Origin of the sequence: Rahnella inusitata (assembly GCF_018288855.1) — a bacterium.
GTDB classification, from domain to species: domain Bacteria; phylum Pseudomonadota; class Gammaproteobacteria; order Enterobacterales; family Enterobacteriaceae; genus Rahnella; species Rahnella inusitata.
Genome location: NZ_CP065024.1, coordinates 3,315,361 through 3,331,199, shown reverse-complemented (window position 1 = coordinate 3,331,199; position 15,839 = coordinate 3,315,361). Strand labels below are relative to the sequence as shown.

The window sequence follows — 15,839 nt, the reverse complement described above, 5'->3', positions numbered from 1 at the left end:
AATGGCAAGTAAATCCCTCGGCACGCTAACGATAGACCTGATCGCAAAAGTCGGCGGTTTTGTTGGCGGGCTTAATGATGCAGAGCGTGCTTCTGAAGAGTGGCGTAAAAAAGTTGAGGCATCAGTCAAAGCTGCCGGGGTCGCCGTAGCAGCACTTGGGACGATTGCAGCCAGCGCGGCATTAGCCATCGGCGCCGCCGGTATCTCATTTCTAAAAACAACCGCAGAGCAGGTCACTGAAGTCGACCGGGTTGCAAAAGCTTTAAAGATTTCCACTCAGGAGTTGTTGGCCTGGCAGTATGCCGCTGAGAACGCCGGTCTTGCTGGCGAGAATATGAATGATATTTTCAAAGATATCAGCGACAAAATCGGCGACGCAATAATCAACAAGTCAGGTGACGCTGTTGATGCGCTGGATGCTCTCGGACTCTCAGCAGAAAAACTTGCAAAGGCATCACCAGATAAACAGCTTCTGGCGATCGGTGAGGCGGTTGGAAAAATTGGTACCAATGCCGGAAAGATTACGATCCTCGAAAGCCTGGGTAACGACCTATCAAAACTCCTTCCATTGTTTGATAACAACAATGAAAAACTGAAAGAATTCATCCAGCAGGCAAAGGATTACGGCATCGCGCCCGACCAGGCATCGATTGATGATCTGGTAAAAGTAAATGACGTATTTGAAGACATGGAAGACCAGGTCAGAGGCCTGAAGCTGGAGATAGCTGGAGGGCTGGCTAAAGTCGATATCTCTGGCCTTCAAGAGTCATTTGGTAAATTGCAGGATGTCCTGACTGACCCCAAAATTCTACAGGGCCTGACATCTCTGGTAAGTGGTGTAGTTGAACTGGCAAGCGGTCTGGCAAAGGTGGCCGCCTCAGCCGGTGACCTGATCGACAATTTCAAAGGCAGTAAAGATATCGGTAACTCTCAAAATGAGTCTGTTATTCAGAACCGATTGAAGTGGCTGCAGGAAGCGCGAAAAACATCTGACAGTATCGAGACGATTGTAGAACGAACCATCGGCACCATGCCGGAATCAGCGGATATCGATAAAGAGATATCTGAGCTCACAAAAAGGTTGGATTCCATTAGAAAGGCTGGTGCCGCACTGCCTACCAACCCGGCAGTCGTTGCCCCAATCAGTTCTCAGTTTGTTCTTCCAAAAGGTGGCACAAACGGCAAGGCTACGCCGGATGCTGGCGCCAAAAAACTGGAAAGCGCCTTCAAGTCCACAGAACTGAGTTATCTCCGCCAGATCGCTCTGATCGATACTACTGGTAAAAAAACCACGGAAGTCACTGAAGCGCAAAAGCTCCAGTTCGATCTCGCCAGCGGAAAACTGGTCGGCATTAATGCGGAGCAGCAAAAACGACTTGAGAGCCTGGCCGCAGAAGTGGACCAGCTCGGAAAGCTTAAAAAAGCAAATGAGGAAAACGCCAAGGCAGCCGCCTATGCCGCCGGACTCACAGCTGAAAACCGTAATGCCAAAGCCGCCAATGATATCGATGCTCAGGGCGCTGGCATGGGAGAAAAGGAGCGCGACCGGCTGAAAGAGCTTTTGAGCCTTCAGCGGGACTTTCTCGAAAAACAGGCGGACCTGCAGAAGCAGTATCAGGGCGGTGATATTTCCAAAGACCTTTATGACCAGGAAACATCAGCTCTGGAAAGCGCACTGCAGGAGAGGCTGGAACTTCAAGAAAAGCATTATGAAGATCTGGACGCGTTGCGCGGTGATTGGGTGTCCGGTATCAGTGATGCCTGGCAAAACTTTGCAGACGAAGCAACCAACTACAGTCAGATCGCCGCTGATAATGTCTCATCCTTGCTGGGAAGCGCGACGAGCTCACTTTCTGATGGTCTTTACGACATTATCACCAGCACAGAGTCAGTAGGAGATGCGTTATCTAATATGGCTGTCAGTTTTGGACAGTCAGTCATCAAAGCACTCACAGACATGGCGGCTCAATGGCTGGTTTATCAGGCCGTTCAATTGGCAGTTGGTAAGGCCACTCAGGCTTCTGCTATCCCTGCCATGATCGCCAATGCCCAGGCCACAGCCTTTCAAGCACAGTTGGCCGCATTTGCCTCAACAGCTGCAATTCCTATTGTAGGTCCCGCGCTGGCGCCGGCGGCGGCGGCAACAGCTGCTGCATATTCACAAACACTGGTAGCTGGCGTTTCTGCATCGGCCCTTTCCGGGATGGCTCATGACGGTATTGATGCTGTACCTGAAACCGGGACTTGGTTACTTCAAAAAGGGGAACGCGTCACCACGGCGTCAACCTCGGCGAAACTTGACGCCACGCTCGATCGGGTAAGCAGCCAGTCGTCGGGTAACGCAGTACCGACCATTAATATTCCTACAACCGTTAACGGTGATCTCGACGCCAGAACTCTTCTTGCGCTGAAAGAGACACAGCGCGCCGCTGTTAAAGAGGCATTAGATCAGAGTGCCTATCAAATCGCGACCGGGCGAGGAAACATTGGTAAAGCCGTTGGCACCGGATGGCAAACGAAACGGAGAACAGGCTAATGAGTATCACCACCGATATAAATTATCCGGATGAATATTTGCCAATGCCTGTTCAGGAGGGATACGGGTTACAGCCGATAAGCCCAATCCTGCGCACAGACTTGACGTCTGGCAGAGCCCGTCAGCGGCGTCGTTATACATCAACGCCAACGCAAGCACAGGTGACGTGGCTGTTTTTCGAGGCACAGGCTCAGCTTTTTGAGGCGTGGTTTCGGGACACCATTACTGATGGAGCAGACTGGTTCAATGCAAAACTCAGAACGCCACTGGGCGTTGAAAGTTATGTGTGTCGGTTTGTCGATATTTACGAGGGCCCTATCATCACAGGTGGGAAGTATTGGCAATTTACTGCAACTTTAGAATTGTGGGAAAGGCCTATCCTGGCGCCGGGGTGGGGAGATTTCCCCGATTATGTTATCAACAGCAACATCATCGATATTGCCATGAACCGGGAGTGGCCTGAAGAATGACTATTCTTAACAGGCTTTATGCCTCATCCGGCTCAGAGGTCATAATAGAGACGCTGGAAATACAAGTTGGATCGTTATCTTACTGGCTGACAAAAGGGTGGGAAGATATCACCGTTACGCTGGAAGATGGCACAACAAAAACCTTCGAGGCGTGCGGAATAGATATCGCACTGCCGGCGAGGAATGCCGATGGGACTCAGGATTTAAAGTTTGCTATCAGTAATATCTCTGGTGTTGTATCAACCGCTATACGGCAGGCCCTCAATGACCTCAGCCAGGCGTCTTTAACCTACCGGTGCTATATATCAACAGACCTCACTGCCCCCACAACCATGCCTTACACCATGGTAGTGAAATCTGGTTACTGGACTGCAGTTGAGGTTCAAATCACAGCAGGGTATATGAACGTTCTTGATACCGCATGGCCCCGTTACAGATACACGCTCCCTGATTTCCCCGGACTGCGATACACAAATTAAGGATATTCCATGCTTAATGCAGATAAATACCGTTCAGTAATTTGGCTGAAGGGTGGACGGTCATACCCAAATCTGGACTGTTTCGGCATTGTGAATGAAATCCGCAGAGACCTGGCACTGCCCGAATGGCCTGAGTTTTCCGGTGTAACTAAAGACGATGGCGGATTAGATCGAGAAGCCAGAAACCTAATGAAAAGCCTGAGGGCATGTGAAGCTGCGGAAGGCGTGGGTGTCGCCTGTTTTTCCGGGAGCGTAGTAACTCACGTTGGCATTGTTGTGAATTTAGATGGAGAGCTTCGCGTTGCCGAGTGCAATCCCAAAACCAATGTGACATTTCTTCCATTGAGCCGGTTTAAAAGTCGCTTTGTTAAAGTGGAGTTTTGGGAATGACGATCAGAATTTATCCTTCCCGTTTACCGGGAGAGCCATTGGAATCTCATCAACACAAGGCTATGACCATACACCGGTGGTTCTTATTGAATGTTAAGGGATATGACGCAGATAAAACACAACCGGTGTGTGTTGAAGTTGATGGGATGGCAGTTGCTTCTGGAGAATGGGGCCAGTGGGAAATAGGGCCAGAAAGTGACGTTAGAATTTATCCGATTCCCTATGCAGTAGGTTTTGCAATTGCCAGCCTGGTGATCGCCGTGGCCGCAGCCGCTTATTCAATTTACATGATGAATAATCTGGACACGGCAAGTTCAAGCCCCGCGGCGGGCGACTCCCTGCAATTGAACTCAGCAAAAGCGAACACGGTAAAGCTGGGTGACCCAATCCGTGAAGTGATGGGTAAATACCGGGTTTTTCCTGACTACGTGGTTCAGCCAGTATCAAGATTTGATTCATCTGATCCCGAGGTATTTCGTACAAGTATGTTGCTTTGCATTGGCGTGGGAAATTTTTCTATTCCACAGTCAGGTATTCGGGTTGGATCTACACCGGTGTCCAGTTTTGGTGATGATGTTAGTTATACAATTTATCAACCGGGCGCCAACCTGCTGGCCGATGCGCGTTCAGAAAATTGGTGGTCATCAACAGAAGTTGGCGGAACGTCAAGCGGGTCAGGATTGGACACGAACTCGACCGCACCGGGCAGTGTATACGTTAACTCTGATGCAATGCTATTTGATGGCAACACAATCACGCTGATTGGTGTTAGCAGTAGTGGTGGTGAAGATGACGAAGATCCAAGCATTCCCAGCTCTTGGGTGGAAGGAACTGTTCTAACTGTTGTTGCACCGGATAGCTATGTCATCAGTACATCTGGGGGGTACAGCGTAATCTATGGAGACTTACTTGAACTTGTACCTGTTGTGGGAATGCCAGTTACGCTGACCTACAACGATAATAATTATTCTTTGTTCATTGCTTCTTATACCGAAGCAGTTCCGCCGGTTCCAGGTGTTGGTGGTAGTGCTGCGAGCATAACTGCCAGTTCCGCACCTTCCACCTACGACTTCACGGTCAGCAGTTATACCTTCAACATAACATGGCAGGGAGTGACGTATACGGTAAATCTTGTCACCAATTACGTGAATATGAGCGGGTTGGTAGAGGCCATTACTGATTCACTTACCGGATCTGGACTGGTGGCAGTCGACAATTCAGGAAAAGTCGTAATTCAAGAAGAATCAAGTCCATTTACCGGTGGGACGATAGTCAATTCGACACTACCTGTTGAAGTATTTGGCAGCTCTCCGATTAATGCAGCTGGCATTGCATCAAGTGGCGGCGCTGCTGGAGTCGAGGCCCACATAACGTTGGCATATACTTCATCAACTGGTTCAGCATTCAGTGGACTACCTGTTGGTACCGAACGCCTTTCAATAATGTATGGCGCCGGGCAATTCATCATTACAGCTATTGATGATTCGACGCTCACTGTCGCACGGCTTTCAGTAACCGAGGATGGGTCAACGGTGACAGATAGTTCTTGGCCGGGCTTCAATAGCCGGACGGTCTTGGATGCTTCGGTATCTGGCGAAAATGACGCAGAAAACTGGCTGGGGCCATTCCTTGCTTGTCCGAACGGAGAAACCACCACAACCATCGAGAATAATTTTATTTTTCCTAACGGGCATATCCAATACAAAAACAATGGAGACTCACAATCTCATAATGTTCATGTTGTGGTTCAGTACCGCAATGCGGCTATTGGAGGGTCTTGGAGCCAGGTGTCATATAGTTTTGTCGGAAGGACTGCAAATGGGCATGGTTACACAAAGAGAATAAGCGGTCTTGCAGCGGCTCAATATGAAATAAGGCTCAGGAGAACGACTAAGATCGGAGGTTCTAAAACGGTAAACAATTTGTATTGGCAAGCGCTTCGCTCGCGCCTTTCAAATCGTCCAGCATCTTATTCTGGTGTAACTACCATTGCACTGACGATTCGGACGGGCAACCGGCTGGCAAGCCAGTCCGATAGGCGTATTAATGTGGAGGCAACCCGGCTTTATGAGGGTTATCCATCACGTTCTATTAGTGGTGCGCTGATGCATGTGATGACAAGTTTGGGTATGTCCAATATTGATCTAAGCACGATTGCAAACCTTGAAAGCACGTACTGGACGCCTAGGGCGGAGACGTTTGATTTTGAGGCAAATGATAGCAGCGCATCAGCACTGGATATTCTTCAGAAGATAACAAACGCAGGTATGGGGTATTTTCTTCTTTCTGAAGGTTTGGCATCTGCCGGCCGTGAGGGAGTGAAAGCCTGGACTGGAGTAATCAGTCCACAAGAGACAACAGAGATGTTGCAGACAGCTTTCTCAGCACCTTCCAAGGATGATTATGATGGGGTTGATGTCACTTATATCAATGGAACTACATGGGCTGAGGAGACGGTCCAGTGCCGAACTGCTGGAAATCCTACGCCAAGAAAGGTTGAAAGCTATACGCTTGACGGAGTAATTACCGCAGACAGGGCCTACCGAATCGGCATGAGGCGCCTGATGAAATATCTGAAACAGCGCCTGACGTTCTCCACCAGCACTGAGATGGATGCACTCTGTTACAACTACATGGATCGGCTGGTGCTAACTGACGATATACCAGGAAGTGATACTATCAGTTGCCTTATTGTTTCGTCTTCATTATCAGGTTCAAAGCTGAAGCTATATGTAAGTGAACCATTAGACTGGTCTTTCAGTAATCCTCGAGTGCTGCTGAGATTGCAGGATGGTTCTGCAACACCCTTAATAATACCAACCCGTATTGATGATTACAGTCTAGAAATAACTATCACTGCTTCATTGAATTATGATGAATGGATAATGGACGATCCGGCAGTAGAACCACCTCGTCTGATTTTCTGTTCCTCAGAACGTGTTGGTTATGATGCTTTAGCTACCGATATAGCACCTGCTTCTGATGGCACATGCCAAGTGACTGCTTCTGAATACAGATCTGAATATTACATTTATGACGATGCCGTATACCCTGGCAACGTTGCTTAAAAAAAATCACTTCAAATAACCCGCTTCTGCGGGTTTTTCGTTTATGAGGCCACCAATGACGACGTATAACACCGGCAACCCGCTGGGGTCTTCTGCTCCAAAAGATCTGTACGACAACGCACAAAATTTAGATTTCGCGATGAATAGTATCACCCAAGCTTTATGGGCAGATCGATTTGGTAGGTCACGTAAGACCTGGCATGGAATAGAAAAATTTGCAAATGATGCTATTTCTGCATTTGGTTATATCACGATTGATTCTTTTGAAGACGGAGCAACAATATCCCTTCCTAATCAAGTTCTTCGTTGGAAAAATAACGGAGAATATTATCGCTGGGATGGTGATTATCCAGCTGGGGGAAAAGTAGTGGCGTCCGGATCTACTCCATTAACTACAGGTGGCGTTGGCCTTGGAGCTTGGATAAGTGTAGGAGATGCAGCGTTAAGAGGGGAGCTTGTTAATGCTAGGAGTAATGATTTATATGCTAACCATCAAAGAAGAATTCTGACTAGTTTGCCACTGTTTATTCCTGATAACGATGCAATTCTTCTACAAAATACAGGCACATCTTATATGTATCCGCAGGGGCTATGTGAATATGGAGGCCTTATCTATATTACCTATCCATTTGCGCCAACTCAGACAAGAAACGTTATAGCTGTATATAATAAAAATGGCGTGTATCAGGGATATTACTATGTTGATGCTGGTGGTCCTGGTTACGCACCTGAAGGTATAGTTGTTACAAAAGATTCAGGTTCCTTAAAAATGTATGTTGGACATGTGTCGGGTGTAATCAGAGAGTTTGATTTATCCTCAGCAGATTATGCGCAGGTACTACCATTACTGCGCGATATTGATGTTGGGCTTTATAACCAATTCAGTTACCGAAAAGGTACATGGCTAGTTGAGCAACAGGTCCCAGAAGTTGGTCAATTAATAACCAGAACAGTACTTGCCGTTTTTGACAAAAACTTTCGTAGAGTAAGCACAATAACATTACCTTTTGCTGACTCCGGTTATATTACGGAAGGTACATCTGATTACTCGCCATATTTCAATAAAAGACAAGGTTTTGCTCTTGGAGATGGATTTATAGTTGCTGGTTATGGTGGCTATTTTTCTAATGGTGCTTCTGATGTTGGGTTTAATGAGTTTCAAGGGAGTAAGGTTTTTAATATTGACGGAAGTAAACGTACGGAATCTATTCTTAATCCACAAAGAATGATGGACTTACTTTCTTCAGAAGGTTTCAATGTTACACGTATTGAAAATGAAGGTATAGCAGTGTCTGAGGATGGGAGATCAATATATTCTCTTTACATCCATCAGGAACGTTTAAGTTCTGAATCATACAATTCAGGGATTATTATTTTTGATGAATATTCAAATAGCCCTGATGCTATAGATTTCTCTCCTGCGTCAGAGTGGTTTCGTGCTTACGACATAGATCATGCTAGCATAGGAGTTTTCCCTAGAAGCAAAGGAGGGATAGTTAATCCAGTTACTGGTGAGTACTTCACTAACCTTACTCAAATACTGCAGTATATGCAGAAGTCTAATCAAAAGATGTTCAGCTTTTATACTGGAACAGTATCAATAGTAGATATTTCCGGCAATGCCATTCCAGCATCAACTTTAGTAGAGATATCAAGTGCGAACAATCAGACGTTTATGGTTGAGTATAAATCACCCGAGAATGGTATCTGCTATATAATTGCTACAGCATCATCTGGAGCATTTACATTTCTTCGCCAGCGCCAAGCAGTATGGGCAGCAAATATAACTGTCCAACAAAATGACTCAGGTAATCAGCTCAACCGATTATTGGGTATGTCATATTCTGGTACAAATAGAATTTTGATGCTGGATCAGCAAAGTACATCTCCGGCAAATGGAATGATAATCGGTGGTGGTTCAGGGGTATATAACTCAGCGACTACAATTGATTTTGCAACGAACCCTGATAATACAGCATTGGGTGGAACAGTTAGATTCCGAATTGCAGAATATGGCATGCGTCCTTTCGCAGATAATGCTTATACATTTGGGCAGGCAAATTTCAGGCTGTCGACAATATATGCTGCAACAGGGACTATAAATACTTCTGATGGAAGAATGAAGACGAAAGTTGTTGAGCTTTCTGTAGCTGAGAAGGCTGTAGCCGTCACCCTAAGGTCATTAATTCGACGATTCAAATTAATAGAGTCCGTACAGGAAAAAGGAGATGACGCTCGGTATCACATAGGTATCATCGCTCAGGATGTAAAGGCTGCATTTGAGGCTCAGGGTTTAGTCGCTGAAGAATATGGCATCCTTTGCCATGATGTTTGGGAGGATGAGTACGCTCCTGTCATGGCAACCAGGGACGTGATAAACGAGTCTGGTGAGACAACTCAGGAAGACTATGACACTGGTGAAATCCAATTAATCACAGCGGCTGGTGACCGATACAGTGTGCGTTATGAAGAGTTGCTCTGTTTCATTATTGGCGCAATGTGAATGAATGCTCTGGCATGAGTATTTAAAAATCACTTAAAAAACAATATGTTACTTGGTTTTTCTGTTAAGATTTAAAAAAATGCCTTTTTTGTATTTTTTCGTTAGGATTAAACATAGGTGGTTGGTATTATTGTAAAAATATATTAACCACCTTCAATTATTTGTTTTTATTAAAATAATTAATAATTCACGAAAGAGGTTTTTGGTGAAAAAGTTAACAAATTTGAGTTCTTATTCTGATGAAAATGGCAATGAGATTTTTTTCTCTGGTGAAATATCCAATGGAATTGATATCACATTTCGAGGGAAAAATAACAAACTATACGTCAGTTCAGATTCAAAGATTTCAGAGTTAACTATCAGTTTCGATTGCGATAATGCTGAGTGTCGTATTGGGAAAACCAATGGAAAATTTAGTCTTCGAATTGGTCAGGATTCCAAGGTATTAATTGGTGATGGCGTTACAACTACAGCTCGTTGCTTTGTATGTGCAGTTGAGGGTTCAACGGTCGATATAGGCAATGACTGCATGTTAGCTGTAGGGGTAAGTATCAGAAGTGATGACTCACATCCGATTTTTGATATCTCTTCAGGTGCAAGAATTAACGCTGCAAAAAGTGTCGTAATTGGTAATCACGTTTGGTTTGGTGAAGGCGCAGCCATTCTATCCGGAACATCTATTGGTGATGGTTGTGTTGTTGGGATGAGGGCTGTGGTCAAGGGGAAATTCCCAAACAACTGCGTAATTGCTGGTATGCCTTCTAAAATTATTAGAAAAAACATAGCATGGGAAAGGCCTCACCTCTCACTGAGTGCACCATTTTACAAGCCTGACGCAAGCTCTGTCGAAAAGTCAGATTACTGGAAAGAAACTGAAGAATTAAATCCAGAATTAAAGATAACGAAGCTTTCTATGAGGAATAGAATTCGTATGGCTGCTTCAATAATCATTCGTGGAAAAATTGCGTAAAGTTTGCGGTCGGAGGTATTGGCCATCGTACATATCAGGGACTAAAATAATGAAAAAACTGTTAATTTTAGGTTTTTTGATCTTTGGGCTGTCAGGGTGTGCCACTGTAGGCAACCAGATTACTGACCAACAAGTTTCACAGATCCAAAAAGGCGTCACTACCGAACAAAACCTCATCAATTATTTTGGTAAGCCCTATGCAGTAATAGTGGATGCTGAAGGAAATAAGTCTTTGGTCTGGACATATGCGCAAGCTACAGCCTTTACAGTAGGGCAAGGAAGATCTCTTTCAGTAAAACTGGATAAATCGGGAATTGTTGAAAATTACATCCTAAGCAGTGTGAACTAATCTAATATTCGATGCCTGGTTCAACGCCAGGCTTTGAAAAATTAGCCGCATAAATTTTCTTCCCTTATCAATCAATGCCCTAAAATTTCCTCAGATCATTCAGCTTCACAATCCAAATGCCTCCCGCCTATACTGTATGAATAAACAGTAATCGTGAGGTGATTTATGGGAGGTAAAGATTTAGGTTTCGATGTAGTGCTGCGCGGGCAGGCTCGAGCTCACATCATTCCGGGAACATACGTGTTCTTCCAGCGTCTCAAAGAACACGGTGGCGGATTCTGGCTGGGGCAGGCATACGATGACTGGTTTGGGTTTACTCTTGAGGAGCCAGTGTCACTGAGGCAGGGAATAGAGTACCTGATGTCATTGCGGAGGAACGACTCGCAGTTGGGCGGGTTCCATGATGATGTGGAAGACTTCTTTCTGCGGAGCCCATGAAAATCAATGGGGCATGTATGGGGCATGGCATTTTCACTGAGGTGCATTGTAGTGCAGAGCATAGCCGTAACCAAAAGCATAACTCATTGAAATAACACGTATGCGCATTGACGTGCATACCTAAAGAAAAAGGCTCAATACCGAATATAAGTATTGAGCCTTTTTCTTGTATTGCCTGAAAAACCTTTCCCCAAAACACAATCTAAGTTCCTGATCTAATTGGTAAGTCAGAGACATACCTAAATGGCTAAAATGCTATGAAAAAACAGCAATAACTATTTGTTTATTATAGTAAATGTTATTCGCGCTGGCGCCTACTGGAAGAGCAGCTGCCGGACGATTTGGAAGATGACGAGGAAGACGATCAGTAATCGTCCTCCTGCAATGCAAAAAGCCCGGCCATGAAGATGTGCCGGGCTTTTTATTTAACAGCGTCTGGCTAAATCAGTCAGTGAAAGGGATCACCAGTTGCCCCGGTTTCACTTCAAGGCCTTTCGCCAGTTTTTTAGCCATCGCTTCGCCTTTACTGTGATCGGCGTTCAGCACGTAGGCAGGACGCTGGTCAAAGTAGGTTTTCAGCGAGTTGTTCAGATACGGCATCAGGCCTTTCATCACGCTGTCCATTTTTTCCGGCTTGATGGTGTAATCCACCACCTGCATGTCTTTGAGGAAAATGGCGCTTTTCTCGCGGTCAAACGAAGGATTGGCCTTGAGCGTTAGATGCATATCGGCTTTCTGCGGGCCGAACAGCGAGGAAATATCCACGCTGGCATCGCCGGTCAGTGTCACCACGCCCGGATCAGCGCGGCCAATCTGGCTGCTGAGGTTGGTCAGAACGATTTTCGCATCTACCAGACCCGGCACCCCGAGCTGCTTCTGGAAATTGTTGTTCTTTTGCAGGTAGTCATTTACCTGCTGCTCGCTGATGGTGTATTGCGTGAGCTGGTTACAACCGGTCAGCAGAGTGGCGCACAGCAAAAATGCGGCACCGAGAATTCGTTTTGTCATTCTTCCCTCATTACATGAACACTATTTTGTCAGCATGACCGCTAAACGGCATGGCTCCAATCAGACAACGCTGATTAGCCTAAGTGCTGAGGGCAAAGAAGAAAAGCAAAATGAGCCGGAAGCGGGCTTCCGGCAGTAAGAAAGGATTAGCGGGCGATGCCGGTGAACAGATTGACCTGGGTTTGTTTCGCCATATTGTCCCGGTACGCCTGCACGCGGGATGGCCAGTCGATGCCCTGAACAATGGAAAGCGAACGCAACAACGGCCACAGATGAATATCATCCTCAGACAGTTCGCCGTTGACCGCGTTAGGCTCGACGATCAGTTTGTCGAGGGCGCGCAAATCCTGACTGATTTTTTTCACCAGACCATCGGAGTGTTTCAGATGCTCCTGAAAATCACCGCTGGCTGCCTGCTTTTTATCAGAAAAATACTTACGCGCTTCCGGTGTGGCGAACTCCTCCAGCGGCGCAGCGGCAAAGCGAGGCAGTAACAGACGGCCGGTATATTCAGAGACGTGGCGCAGCCAGGTCGCAATGGCAGCGTTGGTTGCCCCGGTCAGCAGCGGTTTGCGGTCACTTTTATCGATGAAATTCACGATATCCATACTTTCTGGCATGAAACTGCCATCCTGTTTTTGCAGGATCGGCACCATCTTTTTACCCACCATCGAAATCGGGGTTTTCTCGTCGTCGTTAAGCAGGACTTTGATCTCAACGGGAATGTTCTTCAGACCGAAAATCATGCGTGCTTTAACGCAAAAAGGGCAATGTTCGTAAACGTAAAGTTTCATATTTCATAGCTCCTGTTTTCGCCGGCGTTGACCTGTAGGGTGCGTGAAAATAGCCGGATGTAGGTTCGGATTTTATCGATGTGTTAAAACCAGTATGGGTATAGATGGTAGCGAGATCAAACGGCGATACAGTGACCGCCGTTTTAATAAGCAGACTAATTGCCGCTGAGCATCGCCGGTTCGATGCGGCGAAGATTAAATTGCCAGTACAATCCGGTGAGCGTAATGAAGCCGACAACACCAAGTAAAAACCAGGGTAATTCAGGCAGTTCGAGGGCGCGACCGGTGTCATACATCCAGCCTCCGCCGGTATAACCAATGACGCCGCCGAGTGCCAGCCCCAGACGGCTGAAACCCATATAACTGCCGCGTGCGCGGGCGTCGGCCAGTGATGCGCTCAGCGTCTCACGCGCCGGTTCCGCGATGACGGAGCCGATATAGAAGAAGCCGATGAGCAACAACAGCGGGTTGATAGAGGTCACCAGCCCGACCGGCAGCAGGCTGAGCGTCATGATAAGCAGGCCAAACATCAGGCGCTGCTCGAGGCGGAAACGTTTTTCACTCCAGCGTGCAATCGGATAGAGCAAGGTCAGAGAAAGCACGGCTTCGATGGCATACATCCATTTCACCGCTGACGGACTGCCCGCGACGTCGTTTACCGCAATCGGCAGCATCAGCATGACCTGCACGGTTAGCATGTAATAACCGGTGAGCGTCAGCACGTAAGCCAGAAAACGGCGATCGCGCAGAACCCGCATCATGCCTTCACGCATCGGCGTGCGCATCGTGGAAATCCGGTAGGCGGGCAGCAACCAGGCGTTGCAGGCAGCGGCCAGAACAAAGATGGCGGCACCGGCCCAGCAGACGTAGTGGAAATCATATTGCAGCAGCCAGCTGCCGATCAGCGCCCCAATCACCGCACCGGCGCTGTCCTGCATCATCATTAGCGAGAAAAAGCGGCTGCGTTCATGCGGGCGGGTGAGTTTGATGACAAGCGCAGTGCGTGGCGGGTCGAACAGCGTGCCGCCAAGACCGGAGAGAATGCACGAGCAGATTAAAATCCACGGCTGGTCGGCCATTGCCATGGTGGCGAAACCGGCAGCGCGTAACAGCATGCCGGTGATGATCATGGGCTTGGCGCCGAAGCGGTCGGCAATAGCACCGCCAAATATCCCTAATCCCTGTTGCGTTAACTGCCGGACACCCAGCGCCAGACCGACGATCATCGCGGCCCATCCCAGCTGATCAACAAATCGAATCGAGATCAACGGAAAAACCACGAAAAAGCCTAAAATAACCAGCGCGTTGTCTAATAACAGAAAATACTTACCCAAGCTCCGAGCTTGTGATACCAGAGACATGCTTCACCATGAGCGATTATTTGTATCCCGTCCGGCGGATACAGAAAGGGGAAAAGACCGTTCCAGTCTGAACCGGAAACAGGCATTTAGATAGGGCGCTATAGATAATATTTTTTTATCGTCAAGCCGCGTTCTGACTGGCAGAATTAGGCATGTTTTATGGTTTCCTATAAATTCTATTTATCGACCCATGCGGGATGTGGAGGGAAGGGATGTTTGGCTATAAATCTGCCGTGCCTAAGGTACGGCTTACCACTGACCGGATGGTTCTGCGACTGGTGCACGATCGTGATGCGCACCGGCTGGCGGAGTACTATGCGGAGAACCGGGCATTTCTCAAACCTTGGGAGCCGGTCAGGGACGAAAGCCATTGCTATCCTTCAGGTTGGCAGGCACGTCTGAGCTTAATTACCGAAATGCAGAAACAGGGCAGCGCTTATTATTTTATTTTGCTCGATCCTGATGAAAATCGTGTAATGGGCGTGGCGAATTTCAGCAATGTATTACGCGGCTCATTCCACGCCTGTTTCCTCGGTTATTCGCTGGGTCAGGAGTGGCAGGGGCAGGGGCTGATGCTGGAGGCTTTGCAGTCGCTGATCCGTTATATGCAACGTCAGCAAAAAATGCACCGTATTATGGCCAATTACATGCCGCACAATAAACGCAGTGGTCAGTTGCTGGAGCGTCTCGGTTTCGAGCGTGAAGGGTACGCGAAAGACTATTTACTGATCGACGGTAAATGGCAAGATCACGTACTGACTGCGTTAACCTGGCGAGAATGGACACCCCCGTCCCGATAAGGAGAACAAGATGAAACATGAACTCAGTGCCCGGGAGGCCCGTGTGGTGGGCTGTTTGCTGGAAAAACAGCTCACGACGCCAGAGCAATATCCGATGACTCTCAACGGATTGACCACCGCCTGCAACCAGAAAACCAACCGGGAACCGGTGATGGAGCTCAGCGAAAGCGACGTTCAGCAAACGCTGGATTTGCTGCTGCGCAAACACATCATCCGCACCCTGAGCGGTTCGCGCACCATGAAGTACGAGCATCGTTTCTGTAATTCCGAATTCGGTAATCTCAAATTTTCCCCGCAGGAAGTCGCCGTGGTGACCACGTTGCTGCTGCGTGGCGCGCAAACGCCGGGGGAACTGCGTACCCGCACCAACCGTTTGCATGATTTTGCCGACGTCGCCGACGTTGAACAAACCCTCACAAAACTGACCGTCCGCGAAGACGGCCCGTTCTGCGTGCGGCTGGCGCGTGAGCCAGGTAAACGCGAAAGCCGGTTTATGCATCTGTTCAGCGGCGAAGTGAGCAATGTGGCCAGCGCGACCGAAGAGCCGTCCTATGCCACCGTGGCCGAAGAGTCAGGTCTGGCAGCGCGGGTTGAAACGCTGGAGGCTGAAGTTGCTGAGCTGAAACAGCGTCTGGAAAACCTGCTGCAACATCTGGCCGATTAAAAGGAATCT

14 protein-coding genes are annotated in these 15,839 nt (G+C 47.6%); 11 read left to right on the top strand and 3 right to left on the bottom strand.

What is annotated here, in order from left to right; genetic code table 11:
• Position 1: 1 nt before the first annotated feature.
• The 9 genes from I2123_RS15665 (at position 2) to I2123_RS15625 (ending at position 11,203) form a co-directional block, all read left to right on the top strand.
• Positions 2-2,536, top strand: coding sequence for a phage tail tape measure protein (locus I2123_RS15665; protein WP_213050957.1), 2,535 nt, complete (start codon positions 2-4; stop codon positions 2,534-2,536).
• A complete protein-coding gene (locus I2123_RS15660) occupies positions 2,536-3,006 on the top strand; it encodes a hypothetical protein (RefSeq protein ID WP_213050956.1) in 471 nt (156 codons plus the stop codon). The genes I2123_RS15665 and I2123_RS15660 overlap by 1 nt, the downstream gene beginning before the upstream one ends.
• The gene (locus I2123_RS15655) at positions 3,003-3,485 is read left to right on the top strand and encodes a DUF1833 family protein (RefSeq protein WP_213050955.1); all 483 of its coding nucleotides are present in this window, start codon (positions 3,003-3,005) and stop codon (positions 3,483-3,485) included. The genes I2123_RS15660 and I2123_RS15655 overlap by 4 nt, the downstream gene beginning before the upstream one ends.
• A 9-nt stretch (positions 3,486-3,494) precedes the next feature.
• Positions 3,495-3,875: a nitrite transporter gene (locus I2123_RS15650; protein WP_213050954.1), complete on the top strand. Its 381-nt coding sequence runs from the start codon at positions 3,495-3,497 to the stop codon at positions 3,873-3,875.
• Positions 3,872-6,943, top strand: a complete 3,072-nt coding sequence (locus I2123_RS15645) for a host specificity factor TipJ family phage tail protein (protein ID WP_213050953.1) — start codon at positions 3,872-3,874, stop codon at positions 6,941-6,943. The genes I2123_RS15650 and I2123_RS15645 overlap by 4 nt, the downstream gene beginning before the upstream one ends.
• Positions 6,944-6,998: 55 nt before the next feature.
• Complete coding sequence (locus I2123_RS15640) at positions 6,999-9,446, top strand: tail fiber/spike domain-containing protein (RefSeq protein ID WP_213050952.1); 2,448 nt, start codon at positions 6,999-7,001, stop codon at positions 9,444-9,446.
• Between the two features lie 205 nt (positions 9,447-9,651).
• Positions 9,652-10,416: an acyltransferase gene (locus I2123_RS15635; RefSeq protein ID WP_213050951.1), complete on the top strand. Its 765-nt coding sequence runs from the start codon at positions 9,652-9,654 to the stop codon at positions 10,414-10,416.
• A 49-nt stretch (positions 10,417-10,465) separates the two neighbouring features.
• The gene (locus tag I2123_RS15630) at positions 10,466-10,765 is read left to right on the top strand and encodes a hypothetical protein (RefSeq protein ID WP_213050950.1); all 300 of its coding nucleotides are present in this window, start codon (positions 10,466-10,468) and stop codon (positions 10,763-10,765) included.
• A 165-nt stretch (positions 10,766-10,930) separates the two neighbouring features.
• Positions 10,931-11,203 carry a hypothetical protein gene (locus I2123_RS15625; RefSeq protein WP_213050949.1) on the top strand — a complete coding sequence of 91 codons (273 nt, stop codon included), beginning with the start codon at positions 10,931-10,933 and terminating at the stop codon, positions 11,201-11,203.
• A 444-nt stretch (positions 11,204-11,647) separates the two neighbouring features.
• On the opposite strand, the gene I2123_RS15620 is transcribed toward I2123_RS15625, so the two are convergent.
• From I2123_RS15620 to mdtH, 3 genes are all read right to left on the bottom strand, one after another.
• Complete coding sequence (locus I2123_RS15620; RefSeq protein ID WP_112164442.1) at positions 11,648-12,211, bottom strand: lipoprotein; 564 nt, start codon at positions 12,209-12,211, stop codon at positions 11,648-11,650.
• A gap of 146 nt (positions 12,212-12,357) precedes the next feature.
• Positions 12,358-13,005, bottom strand: coding sequence for a glutaredoxin 2 (gene grxB, locus I2123_RS15615; RefSeq protein ID WP_112164441.1), 648 nt, complete (start codon positions 13,003-13,005; stop codon positions 12,358-12,360).
• Between the two features lie 155 nt (positions 13,006-13,160).
• On the bottom strand, positions 13,161-14,366 hold the full coding sequence (mdtH, locus tag I2123_RS15610) for a multidrug efflux MFS transporter MdtH (protein ID WP_112164440.1): 1,206 nt from the start codon (positions 14,364-14,366) through the stop codon (positions 13,161-13,163).
• A 212-nt stretch (positions 14,367-14,578) separates the two neighbouring features.
• Between mdtH and rimJ the strand changes: the two genes are divergently transcribed.
• Complete coding sequence (gene rimJ, locus I2123_RS15605; RefSeq protein ID WP_112164439.1) at positions 14,579-15,166, top strand: ribosomal protein S5-alanine N-acetyltransferase; 588 nt, start codon at positions 14,579-14,581, stop codon at positions 15,164-15,166.
• A gap of 10 nt (positions 15,167-15,176) precedes the next feature.
• Entirely contained in the window at positions 15,177-15,830 is a 654-nt protein-coding gene (locus I2123_RS15600; RefSeq protein ID WP_213050948.1) for a DUF480 domain-containing protein, read from the top strand.
• The last annotated feature ends 9 nt before the right edge of the window (positions 15,831-15,839 follow it).

Coding starts and splice junctions, on each gene's coding strand:
- I2123_RS15665 (WP_213050957.1), top strand. CDS start 2: ATGGCAAGTAAATCCCTCGGCACGCTAACGATAGACCTGATCGCAAAA.
- I2123_RS15660 (WP_213050956.1), top strand. CDS start 2,536: ATGAGTATCACCACCGATATAAATTATCCGGATGAATATTTGCCAATG.
- I2123_RS15655 (WP_213050955.1), top strand. CDS start 3,003: ATGACTATTCTTAACAGGCTTTATGCCTCATCCGGCTCAGAGGTCATA.
- I2123_RS15650 (WP_213050954.1), top strand. CDS start 3,495: ATGCTTAATGCAGATAAATACCGTTCAGTAATTTGGCTGAAGGGTGGA.
- I2123_RS15645 (WP_213050953.1), top strand. CDS start 3,872: ATGACGATCAGAATTTATCCTTCCCGTTTACCGGGAGAGCCATTGGAA.
- I2123_RS15640 (WP_213050952.1), top strand. CDS start 6,999: ATGACGACGTATAACACCGGCAACCCGCTGGGGTCTTCTGCTCCAAAA.
- I2123_RS15630 (WP_213050950.1), top strand. CDS start 10,466: ATGAAAAAACTGTTAATTTTAGGTTTTTTGATCTTTGGGCTGTCAGGG.
- I2123_RS15625 (WP_213050949.1), top strand. CDS start 10,931: ATGGGAGGTAAAGATTTAGGTTTCGATGTAGTGCTGCGCGGGCAGGCT.
- I2123_RS15620 (WP_112164442.1), bottom strand. CDS start 12,211: ATGACAAAACGAATTCTCGGTGCCGCATTTTTGCTGTGCGCCACTCTG.
- grxB (WP_112164441.1), bottom strand. CDS start 13,005: ATGAAACTTTACGTTTACGAACATTGCCCTTTTTGCGTTAAAGCACGC.
- mdtH (WP_112164440.1), bottom strand. CDS start 14,366: ATGTCTCTGGTATCACAAGCTCGGAGCTTGGGTAAGTATTTTCTGTTA.
- rimJ (WP_112164439.1), top strand. CDS start 14,579: ATGTTTGGCTATAAATCTGCCGTGCCTAAGGTACGGCTTACCACTGAC.
- I2123_RS15600 (WP_213050948.1), top strand. CDS start 15,177: ATGAAACATGAACTCAGTGCCCGGGAGGCCCGTGTGGTGGGCTGTTTG.